Raw genomic sequence first — 20,286 nt, forward strand, 5'->3', positions numbered from 1 at the left:
CGGACATCTCCCCCCACGAGGGGGGAGATCGGCAGCTTCGCCGATGGCGCTACTCTCGCGATGTTGGCAATTGGCGAAAGCGGAGGCGACGGCCAATCTACCCCCTTTGTGGGGGAGAGTGGGCGGGAACTCGGCGCAGTTAAAACACCTAAGACCGCCGCATCACCTTCGGCGCATGGCCATGCTCCTCCCGAAACGCCCGCGCAAAGCTCGACATCGAGGCAAAGCCGCAGGCCAGCGCGACGTCGCGCACCATCAGCGTCGAATGCGCCAAGAGGTCGGCGGCACGCTTCAGCCGCAGGCGGCGGTAATAGCCGTTGGGCGAGATACTGAGTTCGGAGCGGAAATTGCGTTCGAGCTTATCGGAGGAGACACCAAGTCGCCCCGCCAGTTCCGCCATGCCGAGCCGCTCCTCCACCGCATCCTCCATGATGGCGATGGCCGACAGCACCAGTTCGTTCTGCACGCCGGTCCGCAGCCTGAGCGGCATCAGCTTGCGGTCGACGCTGGAGCGTAGCGGGCTGTGCACAAACCATTCGGCGACGCCGGCGGCCAGTTCGGCGCCATAATCGCTGGTGATGATCTCCAGCATCATGTCGAGGCTGCCGACGCCACCGGCCGAAGTGAAGAGCTTGCGGTCGATGACATAGAGATCGCGCCTCAGCTCGATATCCGGAAACGCTTCGGTGAAGGCAGCCTGGCTGGTCCAGTGCAAGGTGCAGGCATGACCGTCGAGCAGGCCGGCCCGAGCCAGGAAGAAGGCGGCATCCGCCACCGCACCGATATGGGCGCCGTCGCGCAGGCTCCTGCGGATCCAGCTCACCGCATCGTGCGCGACGAGATGATCGGCATCGCCGCCCGAGCAGACGACGACGCGATCGACCTTCGGCGCGTCATGGGCGGCAAAGCCGGGCTGGATGACGACGCCGTTCGAGGCCTCCACCGGGCCTTCGGCGGCGCCGACGATGATCCAGCGATAGCAGTCCCGCTTGGCCAGCACGTTGGCGGCGCGGAGCGGCTCGATCACCGAGCTGAACGCCATCATCGGAAAGCCTGGGAAGACCAGGATGGCAAAGGTTAGGGGGGTGTCGCTTGCCGTCGGTTGGTTGCGTTGTCGGTTGTTCATAGCTTATGGAGCCAAAAGGATCGGGACGCTACAATTCAGGCAGATGCGCCCTGGGTCAACGGAATAGCGTGCAAGCTTGGGGGTGCGACGCAGAACAATTGCCGCTTGTCGGCGATCCCTCACGCCCCCCTCTGTCCTGCCGGACGTCTCCCCTTCGCCGTCCCGTCCGTTTCAGCGTTGGAGATTGGCGAAAGCGCAAGATAATGGCCAATCTCCCCCCTCGTGGGGAGATTCCCGGTAGGGCAGAGGGGGCGCCGTCCCGCCGACGTCTCGCTATCCGGCTCAACTGGCCAGCGCCTGATCCAGATCCGCGATCAGATCGTCGCCGTCCTCGATCCCGGCCGACAACCGCACCAGCGAATCCGAAATCCCGATCTCGGCGCGTTTTTTCGCCGGGATCGAGCCGTGCGTCATCAGCGCCGGGTGCTCGATCAGGCTTTCGACGCCGCCGAGGCTTTCGGCCAGCGTGAACAGTTGCGTATGTTCGAGGAAGCGTTTGGTGCCGGCGAGGTCGCGGTCGAGCTCGACCGTGATCATGCCGCCGAAGGCGTGCATCTGCCGCCTGGCGATGGCGTGCTGCGGGTGGCTGGGCAGGCCGGGATAGATGACACGGCGGATGTCGGGACGGCTTTCCAGCCAGTGCGCGATCTTCTGCCCGTTCGACGAATGACGCTCCATCCTCAGCGCCAGCGTCTTCAGTCCGCGCAGCGCCAGGAAACTGTCGAACGGCCCTGAAATGGCGCCGATGGCGTTCTGCAGGAATTTCAGCCGGTCGGCGAGATCCTTGTTGTCGCCGACCACGGCGACGCCGCCGACCATGTCGGAATGGCCGTTGAGGTATTTCGTCGTCGAATGGACCACGATGTCGATGCCGAGCTCCAGCGGCCGCTGCAGATAGGGGCTGCAGAAAGTGTTGTCGGCGACTGAGAGCACGCCTTTGCGCCTGGCAAGTGCCGCGACGCCTTCGAGGTCGACGACACGCAGCAGCGGGTTGGTCGGCGTCTCGACCCAGAGCAGTTTGGTTTCCGGGCGGATCGCCGCCTCGACCGCGGCAAGGTCGGTGAAGTCGACGAAGTCGACCTGCAAATTGGCCGAGCGCTTGCGCACCCGTTCCAGCAGCCGGAACGTGCCGCCATAGATGTCGTCGGTGGCGACGATATGCGCGCCTGAATCGAGCAATTCGAAAATGGTTGCGATCGCCGCCAGCCCCGAAGCGAAGGCGAAGGCGGCTGTGCCGCTTTCGAGGTCGGCCACCGCGCGCTCGAAGGCGAAGCGGGTCGGGTTCTGGCTGCGGGCATATTCAAAGCCCTTGTGCACGCCCGGGCTCTGCTGACCGTAGGTCGAAGTGGCATAGATCGGTACCATCACCGCGCCCGTCGTCGGGTCGTGGCTCTGGCCGCCATGGATGGTGCGCGTCGAAAAGGCGAGGCGGTTTTTGCCCGATACGGTGGCTTTGACGGTCATCGGGCGCGCCTCAGATGGTTGATCAGGTCGATGCGTGTTATCAGGCCGATGAATTCGTCGCCATCGAAGACGATGGCGACCTCGTTGCGATCGAAGACCGGCAGCAACGCGTCCAGCGTCTGGCTGGCTTCCAGCGTGTGCAGGGTAGAGGTCATAGCCGTACTGACCGGGGCCTTGAAGCGGTCCCAGCGGCTGTCATAGGGGCCTTCGACCTTGGCGAGGATATCGCTTTCGTCGATGATGCCGACGAGCTTGCCCTCGTCCAGCACCGGCAGCTGCGAGACATCCGATCGGCGCATGCGGCCATAGGCGTTGAGCAGGCTTTCGTCCGGGCCGACGGACACGACATCGCCGGTGCGGAGCGTGCGCATGACCAGGTCCCGCAGATCGCCATGCTGCTCCTGCTCGGCCAGGCCCTGCTCGACCAGCCAGAAATCGTCGAAGACTTTCGACAGGTACTTGTTGCCGCTGTCGCAGACGAAGGTAACGACGCGCTTCGGCACGGTCTGCTCGCGGCAATAGCGAAGCGCTGCCGAAAGCAGCGTACCGGACGACGAGCCGGCGAGAATGCCTTCCTTCGAAAGCAGGTCGCGCACCGCAAGCATGCTCTGCTTGTCGGGGATGGAATAGGCCTTCCTGACCAGCGACAGATCGGCATTGGGCGGCACGAAATCCTCGCCGATGCCTTCGACGGTCCAGCTTCCGGCCTCTACCATCTTGCCGGTCTTGATCAACGGTGCCAGCACCGAGCCGACCGGATCGGCCAAAATCATCTCGGTCTTCGGCGAGACTTTCGCAAAATAGCGGCCAAGCCCGGTCAGCGTGCCGCCGGAGCCGACGCCGACGACCACCGCATCGACATCGCCTCCGAGCTGTTGAAAGATTTCCGGCCCGGTCGTGGTTTCGTGGGCCAGCGGATTGGCCGGGTTGGCAAACTGGTTGGCGTAGAAGGCGCCGGGCAACTCGGCGGCGATCTTTTCGGCCATGTCCTGATAATATTCGGCATGGCCCTTGCCGACATCGGAACGCGTCATGCGCACTTCCGCGCCGAGCGCCCTCAGATGCTGGATTTTTTCGCGCGACATCTTGTCGGGCACGACGAGGATGATGCGGTAGCCCTTGGGGATGCCGACCTGGGCGAGACCAAGACCGGTATTGCCGGCGGTCGCCTCCACGATCGTCCCGCCGCGTTTCAGTTTGCCCTGTTTTTCGGCGGCGGCAATCATCGACAGCGCGATGCGGTCCTTGATCGAGCCACCGGGATTCTGGCTTTCGAGCTTGATGAACAGCCGGCACTTGCCGATGTCGAATTTGGTCAGCTCGACGACCGGTGTCTGCCCGATCAGGTCGAGAACCGAGGCATAGGGCGGGCGCAGGCGGGACGATGCATCGTCTGGTGCCACGATCTTGTGCTTGCTCATGTCAGATGCTCCGTTGCCAGAATGAGCAACCGCCCTGGAAGACGGCAACCTACCGTCTTTTCCAGCCGTTTGCAGTTGGAAAGAAGATAGATCGTGCCAATCCGGCCGCCAGCAGGGGAATGGAATTTCGCGAAAGCTTCGCCGGCCTGCAGGCAGGCAAAAGATTTGCAGAACCCGCTTAGGGTTCAGGCGATCGCCGCCTGGGCTTCGGTCTCGATCAGAAAATCCGGATTACCGAGGCCGGCGACGCGCAGCACCTTGATGATCGGCGGCGCGCCACGGTTTGCCCAGAAGGCCATCCAGGCGCCGAAGGCCGGCCCTATGTCCAGGTCGCCGGCGATATAGACCGAGAGGCTGACGAGGTCTTCAGGCTCTGCCCCACCGGCTTCGAGCACCTTTGCCAGGTTGGAAAGCGCCTGAGCGGCCTGTGCAGGGAGATCGTCCCTGGCGACGATCCGGCCTTGCGCGTCGACGCCATTCTGGCCGCCGACCAGCACGATGCGCGCGGATGCCGGCAGCGACACGCCTTGCGAATAGGCCGGATTGCTGTGCATGCCCTCGGGGTTCAGCCTTTCGATGTCACCGCGCTTTTCCTCCTCAGCGAAAATTATCCCGCGGCCGCCCGGCCGCCCATAGGGATCGCGCGGCACAGAACGGCAATCGTGCGGCCGTTTCAACGCACCATCTCGTTCGTTGCGGCTGCCGATTCCGCCATGCTACCCGGCGCTGGGCGAACAGCAATGCAAGGAACGGCCGATGAAGATTCTTGCCTATGACAATTTCAGGCCCGGCGTCACGCTCGACGATTTGCGGCCTTATCTGCGCGACGAAGTGTCGAATGTCTGGCGGCTCTGGAAGGCGGGGATCGTGCGCGAGAACTATGCGCGCGGCGATATTGGCGGCGTCATCATCGTCTTCGAGCTCGACAGCGTCGCGGAAGCGAGGCGATACACCGAGGACTTCCCGCTGTCCAAGGCCGGGCTGCTGGAATGGCACTTCATCGCCTTCGACGCGCCATTGCCGCTGGAATTCCTGTTCGATCCGACGGTCGATATCGCCAAGCCATGGGACCGGACTGCGGCATGATCCGGGCGAGCGACGGGATCGAAATCCCGGCCAGCCTGGCTGAGTGGTGCGATCCGCGCCGCACGGCGCTGGTGGTCTACGACATGCAGGTCGGCATCTGCCGGCAGGTGGCCGGCGCCGCCACCATCGTCGAGCGCACCGGCACGGTGCTGGAAGCGGCGCGCATGGCCGGAATGCGGGTGGCGTTCACGCGCCATCTGTCGCTGCCGCGCAAATGGATGGGCGCGACGCAGCTGCGCACCGCCATGAACTGGCAGCGGCGCGACAGCCCCGACACGGTTGAGCCGTGGTTCCCGCGCGACGCCGAAGCGACGCGGATCGTGCCCGAGCTGGAACCCCGCGATGACGAGGCGGTGTTCGACAAGCTCACGATGTCGGCCTTCGATTCCACCGCGCTCGGCTTTGCCTTGCGCGATTGCGGCGTGCGCACGATAGCGCTCGCTGGCATCGCCATGGAGATCGGCATCGAGCCGACCGTTCGCCAGGCGACCGACAATGGCTTTGTCGCCGTGGTAATCGACGACGCCTGTGGCTTCGGCAACCGCGAAGCGCGCGACCGCTCGATGGCGACGCTACGCTTCCTCGGCGAAGCCGTCGTCACCGACGTCGCAAGCTTCTGCAGCGCGCTTGCCGGCGCGGGTTGAGGGCAATCGGCTTGCCGCGCGACCCACCGTTTCACGGCAACGCCGAACCGCTCCATCGCTTTGTCTTCACGCAATTGCGGACGGAAAACCGCTCCGCGCTTTTCCCGGAATTGATCTAGGTGGTGGCTGCGCTGTCGGTGCGAAAACGCACGCCCTCGGCGCGGCCGTGCACGCTGCCCCAGTCGTAGAGCGCCTGGAGCGCGGCGGCGAGATCTTCACCGCGCCCGGTCAAGGCATAGCGCCCCTTGCCGTCGGGCGACGTCTCGAGCGTGACGAAGCCGATCTCGACAAGCTCGGCCAGGCGCTGCGTCAGCATCTTGTCCGAGAGTGAGGGGATCAGCCGGCGCAGGTCGGAATAGCGCATCGGCTGTTCCTTGATCCGCGCCAGGATCACCGTCTTCCATTTGCCGCCGAGCGCGTCGAGCGCGAACTCGACCGGACAGCCGTACAGTCTTCCGCGTTGGGTCATGCGCCAATGCTAGGCAAGGCACGGTGACAACGGAAGCAGAATTTGCCCGGTCATCTGGCCAGGGTCGCGGCTCACGGCCTGGCCGGCTACAAAATCCATGGAGGAGAACGAAGATGAGCGCCCGCGACACCAATCCGGTCAATGCGAGACGGCCGAAACGTGTGGCGTCATCGCCAACCCGGCTGTCTCGACCACCACGGGCTGGCCGGTCGGCTTCTGGTGGAGCGAGCTCCCGCACCCTTGGTTCGCCTTCACCGAACGCGGCTATGTGGCCGAGATCTTTTCACCCGGCGGCAGGTGTCCTGCGTCCGGAATTGCGTCAAGACAAAGGGCCTCATCCGAGTAAGCGCTTGCTTAGCCGCGCACACTGCACGCGAATATCGGGAATGGCGTCGATTTCGAAGAAGGTGCCGCGCGTCAGTGGCCCGACGGCGAGGATCTTGGCGGATACCGTGCCGTCGCCGGCGATGACCTCGCAGTTCGCGGTCACGTCGAGGCCGAGGCGCAGCGGATCCGGCCGTGCCAGCCCACGCTCGACCAGCGACCGCACCACGCTGTTCGAGGTGGTCGAGATGTCCCTGGCGATGCCTGTGCAATCATAGATGCGGGTGATGTCGAAGCTTTCGAGCTGCTGCGTGTGGCGCGACTGGACCTGTACGCTGAAGCCGTCGCCGGCGGCGATCTCGACGACGCGCCCGGCGACAAGGCGGATGCGGCCCGCTTGCACCGCCTCGGCAACGCGGGCGTAGACTTCAGGCGCCATGCGGTGGCGGTGGATGTCCCACCAGGCTTTGGTGTGCTCGACGAAGCGGCGCTTGGCCGAGGACGGCCAGTTCTGCCAGATCTTCTGGTTGAAGGGTCTCAGACCGTCGACGACGTCGCGCCAGTCGATGCCGGCCTTCTGGTTTTCCCGGATCAGGTCGCGGAACCAGCCGACGAAATAGGAAAGCTGGGTGCCGAGCGGAATGTCGGCAACGTCGAGCTTGATCGGATTGCCCTTGCGATGCGGCGAAGGCAGCAGGCCGCGCCGAGACACCGCGACGATCGCGCCGCGGTGGCCGCGCTGCTCGAGCGACAGGAAGGCATCGACCATGCTCAAGCCCGTGCCCAGCACCAGGACTCGGGCTTCGGGGTCGAGCGCAGTGTCCGCCTCGGATCCCATCCTGATCGCATGCCCCTGCCCCGCCCCCGGCTCTTCGTCATGCCCGGTGGCGAGCACGGCAAGATGCGCGACCACGCTGGTGCCATTGGCCAGCGCCACTTCGACGCCTGACGCGGTCGGCGAGATCGACAGGCTCTCCTCGCGGATCAGGCGCAGCCGGCCCGTCTGCTGCTCACGCGCCTCGAGCTCGTCGAGCAGCTCCTTGAGATAGCGGGCGTAGACGCTGCGCGGCGCATAGACCGGCGCCTGTTCCGGCGTTGCCAGGCCGCGTTCAAGCAGCCAGCGCGAGAAATTGCCGGGATCGTCGGCATAGGCGCTCATGCCCGACGCGCTGACATTCAGCACATGTGCCGACAGCAGCGTTGAATAGGCCATGCCTTGCCCAAAATGAGGGCGTTTTTCGATCAAGCTGACACGTAGATCGGGATTGGGCGACTTCAGCAGATGCGCGGCAAGCACGACGCCGCTGGCGCCGCCACCGACAATGATGATCGAACTTGGCGTAGCGCGCACGGTCATGCGCACACCAGCTGTCCTGGCGATCGTCGCCGGCTCAGGAGAGATTGGTTCAGGCTTGGATTTTCAACGCCGCCGAAAAATCCTCGTCGCCGGCGATGTCGCGCATTTCGGCGAGGCTGCGCTGGTCCAGCACCTCGGCGATGGCCTGCCGGACCTCCAGCATCAGGTGTCGGACTTGGCATGTCGCCTCGTTGCAGTCTTCGCAGCGCTGATACTGGGTGCGGCTGGCGCAAGGAATGGGGGCAAGCGGTCCGTCGAGCACGCGCACGACGTGGCCGACCTTGATCTCGTCCGCCGGGCGTGCCAGCCGGTAGCCGCCCTCCTTGCCCTTGCGGCTCTGAACGAAACCGGCATTGCGCAATTCGCCAAGGATGGCATCGAGGAACTTCTTCGGAATATTGTTTCCTGTGGCGATGTCGTTGACGAAGGCGAGCTGTCCAACCGGCAGGCGCGCCAGATGGACGAGCGCCTTGAGGCCGTATTTACCTTTTTTCGTGAGCATAACCCGAACGTTTCTCTGTCATGCGATGGCGCAAGGCCACCGGTTGCGAAACGCCTGGCGTGCCTCCCCGCCGCGTCCAAGCTGTCACTACAGATAAATTCTAGTGACATGATATACAAGCCGAGAAACGTTGATTTTGCTTCGTTTTCACGCCGCAATGGCCATTTTGGCCGGGGCTTGTGCTCTTGGAAGCACAGAAGCCGCCGCCAATGGCGCACCGCCAAACTGGCCGGCGGCAGGAATGTCCCCATTGGCGAGAATACCGACAGCAGCTTCTGCCCCTGAATTTGAAGGCCAAAGCATACCGCGCGCGGCAACAAGGAGGGTGGCGTCGCTCATCGTCCTCTCCAATCCTTCAATGTCGATAAGGATACTAGACTTAACCGCGAACACAGGGAACTTGTTTCCAATTTCTTGGCTATTCACAGCACGGGTTTGCCGATGCAGGGGCGAAAACGGGAAATCCTTGTTGCGCGCATGGACGACGTGGAAGCGGTTCCCGGGCAAGGATGATGGTTCTCACCCGGGCCGTCACCCAGAAGCGCGCGAACTGCCATAGCCAGATGACTTTTTCTAACAAGACCGAACCGATTGGAAGGATTTAACTCTACAAGGACGATAGAGTTAGGTGACTATGAAACGCAATCCGGGTTTTTCTCGTTTTTCAAGGAGCCTTTCATGTCCACCATTTCGCGACGTATCGTTCTCTTGTCCTCGGCGGCCTTGGCTGGTGCGGCCTTTCTCGGCCCAGCCGATGCGCAGGACCTCAAGATCACTATCGGCTACCAGACGGTCGTCGAACCCTCGAAGGTGCCGCAGGCCGACGGCGCCTATGAGAGCGCGACCAAGGCGACAATCGACTGGCGGAAATTCGATTCCGGCGCCGACGTGATCGCGGCGATCGCTTCCGGTTCGGTCGACATCGGTTATGTCGGCTCGAGCCCGCTGGCGGCGGCGGCGAGCCACGAGCTTCCCATCCAGACAATCTTCATTGTCGGGCTGATCGGCGAATCCGAAGCCCTTGTCGCCCGCAACGGCGCCGGCATCGAGAAGGCCGCCGACCTTGCCGGCAAGAAGGTGGCGGTGCCCTTCGTTTCGACGACGCATTACAGCCTGCTTGCCGCGCTGAAGCATGAGGGTGTCGACCCGAAGTCGGTCGATATTCTCAATCTACGGCCACCGGAGATCGCGGCGGCATGGGCGCGCGGCGACATCGACGCCGCCTATGTCTGGGATCCGGCACTCGGCCAGATCAAGACGACGGGCAAGGTCGTGCTGGATTCCTCCCAGGTCGCCGCCTGGGGCGCGCCGACCTTCGACGCCTGGATCGTGCGCACCGACTTCGCCGAAAGGAACCCGGAAGCGGTGCGCGACTTCGTCAAAGTGACGGGCGCTGCCTATGCCGACTTCCTGGCCAAGCCGGATCAATGGTCGGTGTCCTCGCCGCAAGCGGCCAAGATTGCCAGGATCACCGGGGCCAAGCTCGAAGACGTGCCGCAACTGCTGAGGGGCTATGTCTTCCCGACGCTCGAGGAGCAGGCCTCGGACAAGTTCCTCGGTGGCGGCACGGTCAAGGCGGTCGAGGCGACATCGGCCTTCCTCAAGGAGCAGGGCAAGATTGACGCCGTGCTGCCGGATTATTCGAAATACGTGTCGTCGAAATATGTCAGCGAAGCGCTTGCCTCGAACTGACGCCAACGCGCGCGGTTCTCCTTCCCTGACGCCGCGTGCTCCCTGCCCCGAACCGCTTGCGAGGAGCGGCTTCGGGGCAGACAGATTCGGAATATCGGCGAGGTTCCCATGACGCATCTCGTGCTCGACAAGGTCTCGGTCCACTATGACGGTCAGCCGGCGCCGGCGGTCGAAAATGTGTCGATTGAAATCGCCAAGGATGACTTCGTTGTCCTGGTCGGCCGCTCCGGCTGCGGCAAGACCTCGTTGCTCAACGTCGCTGCGGGCTTGGTCGAGCCTGTGCGCGGACGCGCCACGATTGGCGGCAGGCCGGTCACGGCGCCAGGCTCTGACCGCGCCGTCGTGTTCCAGAACGACGCGCTGTTTCCGTGGCTGACCGCGCGGGAAAATGTCGCCTTTGCGCTCAGGCTGCGCGGTGTCAGGGCGGCTGAACGGGCGCGGCGCGCCGACAAGCTTCTGGCCCTGGTGAAGCTCGACGGCGCCGGCGATAAGCGCATCTGGGAGCTTTCCGGCGGCATGCGCCAGCGGGTCGGCCTGGCCCGGGCGCTGGCGGCCGAGCCGCAATTCCTGCTGCTCGACGAGCCGCTGGGCGCGCTCGATGCGCTGACACGCGAACGCATGCAGACAACGCTGCTCGATCTGTGGACGGCAAGCCAGGTCGGCGTGCTGATGGTCACGCACGGCATCGACGAAGCGCTGGTTCTTGCCACCCGCATCATTGTGCTCGCTCCCGGCCCTGGCCGGGTGGTGCGGAGCTTCGAGACCGGCTTCAGCCGGCGCTATGCAGCCGGCGAGGCCATTCGCAGCATCAAGGCCGATCCCGCCTTCGCCGCGGCGCGCGGCGAGCTGACCGACGCGATCTTCGAAGGGGAGGCAGCATGACCGTTACCTCCTATACCGAGCGGCCGCAGCGCTCCAAGGTCGACGACGGAGCCGACGGGTTGTCGGTGCCATGGTCGCGGCCGCGGCCGAGACGCAGCCGCGTTTCGGCCCGCGTGGTCAGCGCAATCACCATTCTGGTGGTGCTGGCGGCGTGGACGGTATCGGCCCGCCTGCAATTGGTGTCGCCGGTTTTCCTGCCGTCGCCTGTCGCAGTCTGGAACAAATTTGTCGTCGTCGCCCGTGACGGCTTTGTCGACGCGACGCTGCTCCAGCATATTGCCGCCAGCCTGTGGCGGGTGTTTGCAGCGCTGATCGCGGCCGTTTTCGTCGGCGTTCCCATCGGGCTGGCTATCGGCATCAGCACGATCGGGCGCGGCATCTTCGATCCGCTGCTCGAATTCCTGCGGCCGATCCCGCCGCTGGCCTATCTGCCGCTGATCATTATCTGGTTCGGCATTGGCGAGCCGTCCAAGATCCTGGTGATTGGCATTGCGATGCTGGCGCCGGTTGCGCTGTCGACGGCATCGGGTGTTCGCGGCGTCTCGCAGGAACGCATCAATGCAGCGCGCTCACTTGGCGCCACGCAGCGCCAAGTGATCAGGCACGTGATCCTGCCCAGCGCGCTGCCCTCGATCCTGACCGGTCTGCGCATCGCGCTTGGCGCCGGCTGGTCGACGCTGGTTGCCGCCGAGCTGGTGGCCGCGACGCGCGGGCTCGGATTCATGATCCAGTCCGCTGCCCAGTTCCTCGTCACCGACGTGGTGGTGATGGGCATACTGGTGATCGCGGCCATTGCCTTCGTGCTTGAATTCATCATCCGCAGGATCGAGCGGGTGCTCGTCCCGTGGGCAGGGCGGGAGTGACCGACGATGCCCCATTCCACCGCTGTATTGTTTGCGCATTTCGGCCATTGGCTCCGCCTGATCAAGGCCGGAGACAAACAGCCGCCTGACGACGAACGCAAAACGCCGACGCCGGTGCATCTGGACGCGGAGCGCAACCGCTTACCGCCGCGCGACGAAAGTTTCTACTGGGGCTGGCAATACTGGTCGCGGTGAGCGGCCGCCACGGGTCCGCTGTGTGCTGCTCCGGCGAATGCCTGAGGATCGACGCCTGCTCAACCACGCGAGCGGTTCGCCCAGGCCAGCCCGGCCAGGCCAACCAGCGCGGTGACGATGCCGACATAGAGCCATTGCGACTGGCCGGTCATGAAGCTGCCACCGATAAGGCCGATGCCTTGCAATGACCACAGCACGCCGGTGGCGAGCACAATCAAGGCCAGCAGATTTTTGATCAATCTCATTGCTGAAACTCCTTTCCAAGTCGATCGTCAGCCGCGTTCCGGCCGGAATGGAACAGCTAAAAGAAGCGGTTCGGTCACGCCAACTTCTACTTAGATGCTAACCTCTGATCCTGCGCAAGACATGCGGAGATCGGTGCAAAGATCATCAAAGAAGCTGTGTCGTGCTGCGGAAACTCTCTAACAAATTGTTTCGCGCCGACTCCAAACGTGTAACATTGTCATGGAACCGACAGATCATTGCCGCATTTGCTGCCTCATTCGCCCCTAACCGCTGCGGGTCTGTCAACGGAGCCAGTCCCCAACACATGAACAAAAGCAACCGGACCGCGCTTGTCGCGGCCACTATCGCGGCTGGCCTGATGGTCGGCGCATCCAGTGCCAGCGCCGCCGCGCAGTGCGGCCGTGCCTCCTGGTACTCACTGCATTCCAGAACCGCTTCCGGCGAACGCATGAACCCGTCGGCGCTGACCGCAGCGCATCGCAGCCTGCCGTTCGGCACCAGGCTGAAGGTGACCAACCGCAACAATGGCCGCAGCGTCGTCGTGCGTATCAACGACCGCGGCCCGTTTATCAGGGGCCGGATGCTCGATCTGTCGAAGGGCGCCGCCAGCCAGCTTGGCTTCATCAGCTCGGGTCACACCGCTGTCTGCATGGCACGGGTCTAACGGCCGCCACGGCCGGACACCGCCTCCGACGCTCGTCCCCAATAGCCGTGCTGCTTGCCAGGCCTTCGCAGGTGCACATTGAGCCGGCTGTTGCCGTTCCAGGCGGATTCTCAACGCCTTGGACGAAAGAACGAGCATAAATCACGCAAGTTGACGTATTGCATCGCAGCAGATTGTTGCTAACTTCCCCGCAAGGCATTCAAGGCTCGGCGCTGCTCGTCGGCCCTTCGATCGCAGTCGGCAGCGGGGTTCTCGATGTTCTACCAACTCTACGAACTGAACCACGCCGCCTTGCAGCCGGCGCGCCTCTATGCCGATGCGGTGCGCCTGTTCTACTCCAATCCGCTCAATCCGGTCTCACACACGTCCTGGGGCCGCTCGGTTGCGGCAACGGCCGAACTGTTCGAGCGCACGACGCGCCGCTACGGCAAGCCGCAATTCGGCCTGACCAAAACCGTGGTCGACTGGAAAACCGTCGAGGTCAGCGAACGCACCGTCTGGTCGCGGCCGTTCTGCAACCTGGTTCGTTTCGAGCGCGCGGTTCCGGCCGGGCGCCGGCCGGATCCGAAGCTGTTGATCGTCGCGCCGATGTCGGGCCACTACGCGACGCTGCTGCGCGGCACGGTGGAGGCGATGCTGCCCTATGCCGACGTGCATATCACCGACTGGGTCGACGCCCGCATGGTGCCGCTGGCCGACGGCAGCTTCGATCTTGACGACTATATCGACTACATCGTCGACATGCTGCATGCGCTGGGCCCCGACACCCATGTGATGGCGGTGTGCCAGCCTTCGGTGCCGGTGCTGGCGGCGGCGGCACTGATGGAAGCCAAGGGCGATCCGTTCGTGCCCTCGACGATGACGCTGATGGGCGGGCCGATCGACACGCGCCGCAATCCGACGGCGGTCAATCTGCTGGCGCAGGAAAAGGGCATCGACTGGTTCCGCGACAACGTCATCATGCGCGCGCCCTGGCCGGTGCCGGGCTTCGGCCGCGAGGTCTATCCTGGCTTCCTGCAGCTTTCGGGGTTCATGAGCATGAACCTCGACCGCCACATCATCGCCCACAAGGATTTCTTCATGCATCTGGTGAAGCATGACGGCGACAATGCCGAGAAGCACCGCGAGTTCTACGACGAATATCTGGCGGTGATGGATCTGACGGCGGAATTCTACCTGCAGACCGTCGACACCGTGTTTGTCCGCCAGGCCTTGCCCAAGGGCAAAATGACGCATCGCGGCGTGGCGGTCGACCCTTCGGCGATCCGCAATGTCGCCCTGTTCACGGTCGAGGGCGAGAACGACGACATCTCCGGCCTTGGCCAGACCAAGGCTGCGCACGACCTGTGCAGCAACATCCCGGCCGACAGGCACGCCCATTACATGCAGCCGGCGGTCGGCCATTATGGTGTGTTCAACGGCTCGCGCTTCCGCTCCGAAATCGTGCCGCGCATCGTCGATTTCATTACCAGCTACGGCCGTCAGAACCGTGTTGCGGTGAAACCCAAGCTGGTCAGGACCGGCAAGAAATAGGCGACCAGTGATGATGCCCGTCAATCCGCATCAGGTCGGTCAATGCCAAAATCATCGGTTGGCGGGGCCGTGCGGCCGTCGACCTGTTGCACAATAGTCGCGTTGGCGCCACGCGAGTAACCATGCCGCAAAAATCAATCCATCCTCATAATTGACACGGACTGTAAATACCCCTTAACGTTTCGTTAACAACAAGGGACAAGCGGGGACAATGATTTCCTCACCAATGGCGAGAACGCTGCGCCTGTGCGCGCTGGCCGGACTTACTGTGGCGGCAGGTTGGGCCGGTTCGGCCTCGGCAGCCAGCCCGATGATAACAGGTGGCCCGACCTCGCAGCCGATCGGCCATTATGATTTCTGCAAGAGCTACGCGTCCGAATGCTCGATCCGCCCGAAGGATCTGTCGCCCGCCAGCCTGACCGGCTCGCTGTGGCGCAAGTTGCTCAGCGTCACGGCAAAGGTCAACGCCGCCGTCAAGCCGGAGAGCGACTTCGACATCTACGGCAAGGACGAGGTCTGGGCCTATCCCGACAAGGGTGTCGGCGACTGCGAGGACTATGTCCTGGAAAAGCGCCGTGAGCTGAACCGGCTTGGCGTCTCGTTTGCCGATCTGTTGATGACTGTCGTGCGCAAACCCGACGGTGAGGGCCACGCCGTGCTGACGGTGCGCACCGACAAGGGCGACTACATCCTCGACAATCTGACCGACCAGGTCCGTTCCTGGGACCAGACCGGCTATCGTTTCCTCAAGCGGCAGGCGATCGACAATACCGGCCGCTGGGTCTCGATCCGCGGCGGCCAGCAGGTGCTGGTCGGCTCTGTCCAGTAACAAAGCAGCTCATTTCGGCCGTGCCAGCGCGGCGCGGATCGACGCAATGATGCGGCGAAGCTCGGCTTCGTCGAGCTTTTCGATGTTGTCGGCCAGGAGATTGGCAAGCTCGGTCGCCGCCGGGCTAAGGCCCGACGTGTCGAGCTTGACACGCGGATGCGAGGTTTCGGCCAGCCGCGCCAGTTCCTCGGCGTCATCCCAGATGATGTTGAAATAGCCGATGATCTTCTGGATCAGCGTCCAGCTCGGCGCACCGCGGCGGCCGTGTTCCAGCGCCGAGAGATAGGCTGCGCTGACGCCGATCGCCTTGGCCATGTCCTTCTGGCTGACGCCGCGCTCGTTTCGCAGCACGCGAAGCTTTTCGCCGAATGGGGTCACAAGCGGACCTTCATGGTTGCATCCTCCTAGGTGCGTCCCTCATGGGCGTGTCCTCATGAGCGCGCCCGCCGCAAGCGGATATAGAGCGCACCCGAGCCGCCATGTTTGCGGGCGGCATGGTCGTGGCTGGAGACGAGGGGCCGGAAGGCGGGTGTCGACAGCCATGACGGCACGGCGCGCCGCAGGACGCCATCACCGCCCGACGAGGAACCCTTGCCGGTGATCACAAGGACGTAGCGGATGCCGCCGGCATGCGCCCGGCACAGGAAGGAAAACAGCAGGGAATAGGCTTCGTCCTGGGTCAGGCCATGCAGGTCGACGCGGCCTTCGATAGGCAGCCGGCCCTTCGACAGCTTGTCCAGCGTCGGTTCGTCGAGTGCGTGGGAGACATGCTGCGCCTTCTGCTTTGCGGCCGTGGCAGCATTGCCCGCGACCTGTGCCGGCGGCGGCGCCTGCCTGGTCTCGTCGATCTCCGGCCCGACGTGTGGAATTTCGACGGCGGTTCTGCCCTTCAGCGGTTTTGCCGTGCGCGCCACCAGGTTCCACAGCACCCGGTCGTCCTCGCTCAGCCTGTCGATGCGCCGGGTCATCGGCCTGCTCCTGAAACCAGCGACCGGGGGATCAGCGCATAAAAATCTGCGGCGTTGCGGATAACGCCGGCGATCTCGCCGGCCGCATCGCCCGACCCGGCAAACAGATCACCGCGAGCCGGCCCGGTGATCGCCGAGCCGGTGTCCTGCGCGATCATCAGCCGCCGGAACGGTTTTCCGTCGAAGACGGTCAGCGACGGTGCATCGATATGGAAAGGCGTGCCGAACGTGTGCAGCAGCCGGTCGACGGCGATCGAGCGGCCGGGTGTCAGCGCCACCTTGGCGGCAGCGATCGGACCGAGCTCTGGGTCGTCGACGCCCATCTCGCGGAAGAAGATGTAGGAACGGTTGCGCCAAAGGTCGTCGACGCGTTCCGGATGCGCCTTGAACCAGGCACGGATCGACTGCATCGTCACTTTCTCCAGCGGGATCTCGCCTTCCTCGCTCAAGATCTTGCCCGGTCCGGTAAAGCGCTGGCCGGATTTGGCGGCATAGGTGATGCGGCGAAGCCTGCCGTCGGTCATCTTGAGCCGTGCCGCGCCCTGCACGTGAATGAAGAAGGCGTCGACCTTGTCGGCGAGCCAGGCGATTTCCAGCCTTTTTCCGGCAAGCGCGCCGCACTCGATCTCGCCGCGGTCGAAATATTCGACCGGGCCGTTCGGCGCCGCACGAGCAAAGGCGAGATAAGGATCCAAGCCTGAAGGACGATTGCCGTCGTTGACGTCGACAAGATCGGCCGGGCGCGACAGCAGCGGCACCGAAAACCGTTGCGTGCGTACCGGCGAGGCTTCGACCTCCGGCTCATAAAAGCCGGTGACCAGGCCGGGACCACCATCTTCGGCATCGATACGGGCCGGAACGAAATGGCGCTCGAAAAAGCTTCGGGCCTGCAACCGATTCGCCGGCGAAACGGTGCGCGCTTCGGCATAGGCGTCGGCAAAGCCATTGTAATCGACGCCGAGCGCGCCGGAGCGGTAGGGTTTGGTCAGGACATGAAAGGCCGAGCGGCGAAAGGCCTCAAAGGCAGGGAGATGGTCGTCCTCGCCCCAGCCCGGCAATTCGCCAAAGGATTTTTCGCTGAAGGCTCGAGAAAACGACACGACAGCCTCCGCCGCCGTCCAGTTCAGTCTTCTTCTTCGGTGGCGACGAGCTTCCAGTTCGGATCGCGCGAGCGCGCGTCACGAGCGAAGGTCCAGACATCCTTGACCTCGGCGACGGTTTCGGGATCGCCGTCGATGACGGCGCCGGCCTTGTCGCGGGTCGCCGAAATCAGCTCGCTGACGATGCGCAGCGTGATGTGCGCCTCGCTGCCCTTCATCTCGGCCGAAACGATGTCGGCCTTGTCGATGCCGACGAAGGAGGACTGGATCTTTTCGGCTTTCGCCTCGCGGTCGCCGATGGCCGCGACGAAGCCGTCATAGACCTCACGCGACAAAAGGTTCTTCAAGGTTTTGCGGTCGCCATCGGCGTAGGCCATGACGATCATGTCGTAGGCCATCTTGGCGCCGTCGACGAAGGTCTTCGGGTCGAAGGTCGGATCATTGTCCTTGATCGCCCGCAGGCCCCGGTTGAGATCGGTGTCCGGCTTGGCAAAGGCATCGATCGCCACATAGGCATCGGCCGCCGGCTCTCCCGCCAGCCGCTTGCGCGGCAGCGAAACCACGTTCTCGGGTTTCTGGGCGGCATCCTTGTCGTTTTTGCGCGCTGCCGTATATGGATCGAAGGGTGGGCGCTCGTTGCCCGTGCGTCGGCCAAGCACGTTGCGCAGTTGGAAGAAGATCACCACCGCCGCAATCAGAAAGAAAATCGTGCCGAAGTCGAAGAAGCCCATATCTTGCGCCAATCAATCCCTGCTTTGGCCGGACCAGCGGCCAAGCAAGGGCCGCGATCACATAGCGTTCAGTATCCAGAGCATATAGAACGCATGGCGCAATCATTCAAATCAAAGGCAGCCATACCTATCTAACAGCTCTGGTGCCAGCGGCGATTGCTCGCCGGCCGGCAAAACATCGAAAACGATCGGTCAAGATTTGCGTATTTCGCTGCTTCCCCTGTTCATTCTCGCGCTTCCGCTGCTGGAGATAGCCGGTTTCGTTATTGTCGGCCGCCAGGTCGGCGCGCTGGCGACAGTCGGCTTGGTGCTGGCCTCGAGTGTCGCCGGCGCCCTGCTGCTGCGGCACCAGGGTTTTGGCGTGATGGCCAGGGTCCGTGCCGAAATGGATGCCGGGCGTGATCCGAGCGGCCAGCTTGCGCATGGCGCCATGATCGTGCTGGCAGCGATCCTTTTGATCATCCCCGGCTTCATCTCGGATATTTTCGGCCTTCTGCTGTTCCTGCCGCCGGTGCGCGATCTTGCCTGGCGGATGCTGAAAGGCCGCATCGTGCTGGCAACCGATTTCAGCAGTGGTTTGCGGGCAAGGCAACGCGGCAAGACCATCGATCTCGACGACGGCGACTATTCGCGGGCCGACGACCATACGCGCGGACCGGGTTCTCCCTGGCGCCGCCTCAAGGACGAGTAGCTGCAAGGCAACCGGCGTCTTTTGCAAACTTGTCTTGTCGGGCCGGCCATGATAGCGAACGCCCGAATTTCAATCCGGTCAGCAACGCTGCCCAGGCAAAAGGACCACAGCTTATGGCCAGCAACGACGACGCGCCGACCGGCGCAGCCAACGGTAATGGAAATGCGGCGCAGCCTTCGCTCAACGTGCTTGCACAATATGTGAAGGACCTGTCCTTCGAAAGCCCCGGCGCACCGAACTCGTTGCGCGGCCGCGACAAGGCTCCGGGCATCGCCATCAATGTCAACGTCAACGCCAACCCGCTTTCGGACAAGCAGTTCGACGTCAATTTGACGCTGAACGCAAAAGCGTCGTTCGACCAGGAAGTGCTGTTCAACGTCGAGCTGGTCTATGGCGGCGTCTTCTCCATCAGCGGCTTCCCGCAGGAGCACATGCTGCCGATCCTGTTCATCGAATGCCCGCGGCTGCTGTTCCCGTTCGCCCGGCAGATCATCGCCGAGGCAACACGCAATGGCGGCTTCCCGCCGCTGATGCTAGACCCGATCGATTTCGCGCAGATGTTCCAGCAGAAGTTGGCCGAGGACCAGGCTGCCGCCAAGGTCAAGGTGAGCTGAAGCGGTTGTCTCGCTAGCGTTTGGAAAAACCCGGCCTTGCGCCGGGTTTTTTGTTTGAGACGCCGGCGGGGCAGACGCTGGGTCTGCCAATCTCCCCCCTTGAGGGGGAGATGTCCGGCAGGACAGAGGGGGGCGCGAAGGATCACTCCGGTCAAAATCACTATGCCGCAGAACTCGTTTCCGGGACGACCCGCAGCCACAGCGCCTTTTCGCCCAATGTGCCAACCATGCCCGCGTGCGCGGTGCGCTCGGCATCGGTCAGGCGCGAGGGCAAGGCGATCGGCCGCACACCGATCGAAATATCGATGTCGTCGACATTCTGCCTGCCGCCCGCCGGAGTCAGGATGCTGTCGAGGATAAGGCTTGCCTGCTTGCCGCCGATGAGCTCGATATAGACCTCGGCCAGCAATTCCGAATCGAGCAGCGCGCCGTGCTTGGTGCGGCGGCCGTTGTCGATGCCATAGCGGCGGCAGAGCGCGTCGAGCGAATTGGGGCCCATCGGATGCTTGCGGCGCGCCAGCGCCAGCGTGTCGACGATCCGTCCCGGATCGATGGCCGGATGACCAAGCCGGCCGAATTCGAGATTGAGGAAGCCGATGTCGAAACCGGCATTGTGCGCGACCAGCTTGGCCCCGTCGATAAAAGTGAGGAACTCCTCGGCGATCTCCATGAAAGTCGGCTTGCCCTGAAGATCGGCGGCGCTGATGCCGTGCACGGCCTGCGCCTCGTGATGGATCTGGCGGCCTTGCGGATTGATATATTTGTGGAAGGTTCGGCCGGTCGGGAAACGGTTGACCAACTCGACGCCGCCAAGCTCGATGACGCGGTCCTCGCGCGTGTCGAGGCCGGTGGTTTCCGTATCGAAGATGATCTCACGCATCGAAT

General features: G+C 63.6%; 25 protein-coding genes. 11 read left to right on the forward strand and 14 right to left on the reverse strand.

Features of this window, described 5'->3' with window-relative positions; all coding sequences use genetic code 11:
- Positions 1-148: 148 nt before the first annotated feature.
- From NKK47_RS05245 to NKK47_RS05260, 4 genes are all read right to left on the reverse strand, one after another.
- The gene (locus NKK47_RS05245; protein ID WP_352575407.1) at positions 149-1,126 is read right to left on the reverse strand and encodes a GlxA family transcriptional regulator; all 978 of its coding nucleotides are present in this window, start codon (positions 1,124-1,126) and stop codon (positions 149-151) included.
- 282 nt (positions 1,127-1,408) lie between these two features.
- Positions 1,409-2,590 (reverse strand): cystathionine gamma-synthase, encoded by a 1,182-nt coding sequence (locus NKK47_RS05250; RefSeq protein WP_023675892.1) that lies wholly within the window; start codon positions 2,588-2,590, stop codon positions 1,409-1,411.
- The gene (locus tag NKK47_RS05255; RefSeq protein WP_352575409.1) at positions 2,587-4,011 is read right to left on the reverse strand and encodes a pyridoxal-phosphate dependent enzyme; all 1,425 of its coding nucleotides are present in this window, start codon (positions 4,009-4,011) and stop codon (positions 2,587-2,589) included. Before NKK47_RS05255 ends, NKK47_RS05250 begins: the two co-directional genes overlap by 4 nt.
- A gap of 185 nt (positions 4,012-4,196) precedes the next feature.
- Positions 4,197-4,688, reverse strand: a complete 492-nt coding sequence (locus NKK47_RS05260) for a RidA family protein (protein ID WP_245274665.1) — start codon at positions 4,686-4,688, stop codon at positions 4,197-4,199.
- 79 nt (positions 4,689-4,767) lie between these two features.
- Between NKK47_RS05260 and NKK47_RS05265 the strand changes: the two genes are divergently transcribed.
- Both NKK47_RS05265 and NKK47_RS05270 read left to right on the forward strand, forming a co-directional pair.
- Positions 4,768-5,097, forward strand: coding sequence for a hypothetical protein (locus NKK47_RS05265; protein WP_023675896.1), 330 nt, complete (start codon positions 4,768-4,770; stop codon positions 5,095-5,097).
- Positions 5,094-5,741 carry a cysteine hydrolase family protein gene (locus NKK47_RS05270; RefSeq protein WP_031211561.1) on the forward strand — a complete coding sequence of 216 codons (648 nt, stop codon included), beginning with the start codon at positions 5,094-5,096 and terminating at the stop codon, positions 5,739-5,741. The genes NKK47_RS05265 and NKK47_RS05270 overlap by 4 nt, the downstream gene beginning before the upstream one ends.
- A 115-nt stretch (positions 5,742-5,856) precedes the next feature.
- On the opposite strand, the gene NKK47_RS05275 is transcribed toward NKK47_RS05270, so the two are convergent.
- The 4 genes from NKK47_RS05275 to NKK47_RS05290 all read right to left on the reverse strand — a co-directional run bounded on the left by NKK47_RS05275 (position 5,857) and on the right by NKK47_RS05290 (position 8,732).
- On the reverse strand, positions 5,857-6,210 hold the full coding sequence (locus NKK47_RS05275) for a winged helix-turn-helix transcriptional regulator (protein ID WP_023675899.1): 354 nt from the start codon (positions 6,208-6,210) through the stop codon (positions 5,857-5,859).
- 334 nt (positions 6,211-6,544) lie between these two features.
- Entirely contained in the window at positions 6,545-7,891 is a 1,347-nt protein-coding gene (locus NKK47_RS05280; protein WP_352575411.1) for an FAD/NAD(P)-binding protein, read from the reverse strand.
- A gap of 49 nt (positions 7,892-7,940) precedes the next feature.
- Positions 7,941-8,393, reverse strand: a complete 453-nt coding sequence (locus tag NKK47_RS05285) for an RrF2 family transcriptional regulator (protein ID WP_023675902.1) — start codon at positions 8,391-8,393, stop codon at positions 7,941-7,943.
- A 147-nt stretch (positions 8,394-8,540) separates the two neighbouring features.
- Complete coding sequence (locus NKK47_RS05290) at positions 8,541-8,732, reverse strand: hypothetical protein (protein WP_156937312.1); 192 nt, start codon at positions 8,730-8,732, stop codon at positions 8,541-8,543.
- A gap of 339 nt (positions 8,733-9,071) precedes the next feature.
- Between NKK47_RS05290 and tauA the strand changes: the two genes are divergently transcribed.
- The 4 genes from tauA to NKK47_RS05310 all read left to right on the forward strand — a co-directional run bounded on the left by tauA (position 9,072) and on the right by NKK47_RS05310 (position 12,025).
- Positions 9,072-10,085, forward strand: a complete 1,014-nt coding sequence (gene tauA / locus NKK47_RS05295; RefSeq protein WP_352575412.1) for a taurine ABC transporter substrate-binding protein — start codon at positions 9,072-9,074, stop codon at positions 10,083-10,085.
- Between the two features lie 108 nt (positions 10,086-10,193).
- The gene (locus tag NKK47_RS05300; RefSeq protein ID WP_352575414.1) at positions 10,194-10,967 is read left to right on the forward strand and encodes a taurine ABC transporter ATP-binding protein; all 774 of its coding nucleotides are present in this window, start codon (positions 10,194-10,196) and stop codon (positions 10,965-10,967) included.
- Complete coding sequence (locus NKK47_RS05305) at positions 10,964-11,830, forward strand: ABC transporter permease subunit (protein ID WP_352575416.1); 867 nt, start codon at positions 10,964-10,966, stop codon at positions 11,828-11,830. The genes NKK47_RS05300 and NKK47_RS05305 overlap by 4 nt, the downstream gene beginning before the upstream one ends.
- A 6-nt stretch (positions 11,831-11,836) precedes the next feature.
- A complete protein-coding gene (locus NKK47_RS05310; RefSeq protein WP_352575418.1) occupies positions 11,837-12,025 on the forward strand; it encodes a hypothetical protein in 189 nt (62 codons plus the stop codon).
- Between the two features lie 59 nt (positions 12,026-12,084).
- Here NKK47_RS05310 and NKK47_RS05315 read toward each other — a convergent pair whose 3' ends face one another.
- Positions 12,085-12,270: a hypothetical protein gene (locus NKK47_RS05315; protein ID WP_352575420.1), complete on the reverse strand. Its 186-nt coding sequence runs from the start codon at positions 12,268-12,270 to the stop codon at positions 12,085-12,087.
- A 305-nt stretch (positions 12,271-12,575) separates the two neighbouring features.
- Here NKK47_RS05315 and NKK47_RS05320 point away from each other — a divergent pair, with 305 nt between their 5' ends.
- From NKK47_RS05320 to NKK47_RS05330, 3 genes are all read left to right on the forward strand, one after another.
- A complete protein-coding gene (locus tag NKK47_RS05320; RefSeq protein ID WP_352575422.1) occupies positions 12,576-12,935 on the forward strand; it encodes a septal ring lytic transglycosylase RlpA family protein in 360 nt (119 codons plus the stop codon).
- 255 nt (positions 12,936-13,190) lie between these two features.
- Positions 13,191-14,468, forward strand: coding sequence for a polyhydroxyalkanoate depolymerase (locus NKK47_RS05325; RefSeq protein WP_352575423.1), 1,278 nt, complete (start codon positions 13,191-13,193; stop codon positions 14,466-14,468).
- A gap of 211 nt (positions 14,469-14,679) precedes the next feature.
- Positions 14,680-15,297, forward strand: a complete 618-nt coding sequence (locus NKK47_RS05330) for a transglutaminase-like cysteine peptidase (RefSeq protein ID WP_352453647.1) — start codon at positions 14,680-14,682, stop codon at positions 15,295-15,297.
- 9 nt (positions 15,298-15,306) lie between these two features.
- Here NKK47_RS05330 and NKK47_RS05335 read toward each other — a convergent pair whose 3' ends face one another.
- Genes NKK47_RS05335 through NKK47_RS05350 form a run of 4 tightly spaced genes read right to left on the reverse strand, consistent with a single transcriptional unit; the run spans position 15,307 to position 18,096 of the window.
- Positions 15,307-15,675 carry a helix-turn-helix domain-containing protein gene (locus NKK47_RS05335; RefSeq protein ID WP_023675912.1) on the reverse strand — a complete coding sequence of 123 codons (369 nt, stop codon included), beginning with the start codon at positions 15,673-15,675 and terminating at the stop codon, positions 15,307-15,309.
- Between the two features lie 53 nt (positions 15,676-15,728).
- Positions 15,729-16,265: a Smr/MutS family protein gene (locus tag NKK47_RS05340; protein WP_352575425.1), complete on the reverse strand. Its 537-nt coding sequence runs from the start codon at positions 16,263-16,265 to the stop codon at positions 15,729-15,731.
- A complete protein-coding gene (gene mltA, locus NKK47_RS05345) occupies positions 16,262-17,365 on the reverse strand; it encodes a murein transglycosylase A (RefSeq protein WP_352575427.1) in 1,104 nt (367 codons plus the stop codon). Before mltA ends, NKK47_RS05340 begins: the two co-directional genes overlap by 4 nt.
- A gap of 23 nt (positions 17,366-17,388) precedes the next feature.
- Positions 17,389-18,096, reverse strand: coding sequence for a Tim44/TimA family putative adaptor protein (locus tag NKK47_RS05350; protein WP_352575460.1), 708 nt, complete (start codon positions 18,094-18,096; stop codon positions 17,389-17,391).
- Positions 18,097-18,295: 199 nt separating this feature from the next.
- Between NKK47_RS05350 and NKK47_RS05355 the strand changes: the two genes are divergently transcribed.
- Both NKK47_RS05355 and secB read left to right on the forward strand, forming a co-directional pair.
- Positions 18,296-18,787 carry an FxsA family protein gene (locus tag NKK47_RS05355; protein WP_023675916.1) on the forward strand — a complete coding sequence of 164 codons (492 nt, stop codon included), beginning with the start codon at positions 18,296-18,298 and terminating at the stop codon, positions 18,785-18,787.
- Between the two features lie 113 nt (positions 18,788-18,900).
- Entirely contained in the window at positions 18,901-19,401 is a 501-nt protein-coding gene (secB, locus tag NKK47_RS05360) for a protein-export chaperone SecB (RefSeq protein ID WP_023675917.1), read from the forward strand.
- A gap of 160 nt (positions 19,402-19,561) precedes the next feature.
- Here the strand turns inward: secB and dnaQ are convergent, their stop codons facing one another.
- Positions 19,562-20,281 (reverse strand): DNA polymerase III subunit epsilon, encoded by a 720-nt coding sequence (gene dnaQ, locus NKK47_RS05365; RefSeq protein WP_352575429.1) that lies wholly within the window; start codon positions 20,279-20,281, stop codon positions 19,562-19,564.
- Positions 20,282-20,286 lie beyond the last annotated feature (5 nt).

This window comes from Mesorhizobium sp. M0019 (assembly GCF_040323975.1).
In the GTDB taxonomy this organism is placed as follows: domain Bacteria; phylum Pseudomonadota; class Alphaproteobacteria; order Rhizobiales; family Rhizobiaceae; genus Mesorhizobium.

Excerpts from the sequence above, each read along its gene's own strand:
- NKK47_RS05290 (WP_156937312.1), bottom strand. The coding sequence starts at position 8,732 with ATGAGCGACGCCACCCTCCTTGTTGCCGCGCGCGGTATGCTTTGGCCT.
- NKK47_RS05270 (WP_031211561.1), top strand. The coding sequence starts at position 5,094 with ATGATCCGGGCGAGCGACGGGATCGAAATCCCGGCCAGCCTGGCTGAG.
- NKK47_RS05250 (WP_023675892.1), bottom strand. The coding sequence starts at position 2,590 with ATGACCGTCAAAGCCACCGTATCGGGCAAAAACCGCCTCGCCTTTTCG.
- NKK47_RS05275 (WP_023675899.1), bottom strand. The coding sequence starts at position 6,210 with ATGACCCAACGCGGAAGACTGTACGGCTGTCCGGTCGAGTTCGCGCTC.
- NKK47_RS05315 (WP_352575420.1), bottom strand. The coding sequence starts at position 12,270 with ATGAGATTGATCAAAAATCTGCTGGCCTTGATTGTGCTCGCCACCGGC.
- NKK47_RS05285 (WP_023675902.1), bottom strand. The coding sequence starts at position 8,393 with ATGCTCACGAAAAAAGGTAAATACGGCCTCAAGGCGCTCGTCCATCTG.
- tauA (WP_352575412.1), top strand. The coding sequence starts at position 9,072 with ATGTCCACCATTTCGCGACGTATCGTTCTCTTGTCCTCGGCGGCCTTG.
- NKK47_RS05310 (WP_352575418.1), top strand. The coding sequence starts at position 11,837 with ATGCCCCATTCCACCGCTGTATTGTTTGCGCATTTCGGCCATTGGCTC.
- NKK47_RS05280 (WP_352575411.1), bottom strand. The coding sequence starts at position 7,891 with ATGACCGTGCGCGCTACGCCAAGTTCGATCATCATTGTCGGTGGCGGC.
- NKK47_RS05305 (WP_352575416.1), top strand. The coding sequence starts at position 10,964 with ATGACCGTTACCTCCTATACCGAGCGGCCGCAGCGCTCCAAGGTCGAC.
- NKK47_RS05255 (WP_352575409.1), bottom strand. The coding sequence starts at position 4,011 with ATGAGCAAGCACAAGATCGTGGCACCAGACGATGCATCGTCCCGCCTG.
- NKK47_RS05300 (WP_352575414.1), top strand. The coding sequence starts at position 10,194 with ATGACGCATCTCGTGCTCGACAAGGTCTCGGTCCACTATGACGGTCAG.
- NKK47_RS05330 (WP_352453647.1), top strand. The coding sequence starts at position 14,680 with ATGATTTCCTCACCAATGGCGAGAACGCTGCGCCTGTGCGCGCTGGCC.
- NKK47_RS05340 (WP_352575425.1), bottom strand. The coding sequence starts at position 16,265 with ATGACCCGGCGCATCGACAGGCTGAGCGAGGACGACCGGGTGCTGTGG.
- secB (WP_023675917.1), top strand. The coding sequence starts at position 18,901 with ATGGCCAGCAACGACGACGCGCCGACCGGCGCAGCCAACGGTAATGGA.
- dnaQ (WP_352575429.1), bottom strand. The coding sequence starts at position 20,281 with ATGCGTGAGATCATCTTCGATACGGAAACCACCGGCCTCGACACGCGC.
- NKK47_RS05350 (WP_352575460.1), bottom strand. The coding sequence starts at position 18,096 with ATGGGCTTCTTCGACTTCGGCACGATTTTCTTTCTGATTGCGGCGGTG.
- NKK47_RS05265 (WP_023675896.1), top strand. The coding sequence starts at position 4,768 with ATGAAGATTCTTGCCTATGACAATTTCAGGCCCGGCGTCACGCTCGAC.
- NKK47_RS05325 (WP_352575423.1), top strand. The coding sequence starts at position 13,191 with ATGTTCTACCAACTCTACGAACTGAACCACGCCGCCTTGCAGCCGGCG.
- NKK47_RS05245 (WP_352575407.1), bottom strand. The coding sequence starts at position 1,126 with ATGAACAACCGACAACGCAACCAACCGACGGCAAGCGACACCCCCCTA.
- NKK47_RS05320 (WP_352575422.1), top strand. The coding sequence starts at position 12,576 with ATGAACAAAAGCAACCGGACCGCGCTTGTCGCGGCCACTATCGCGGCT.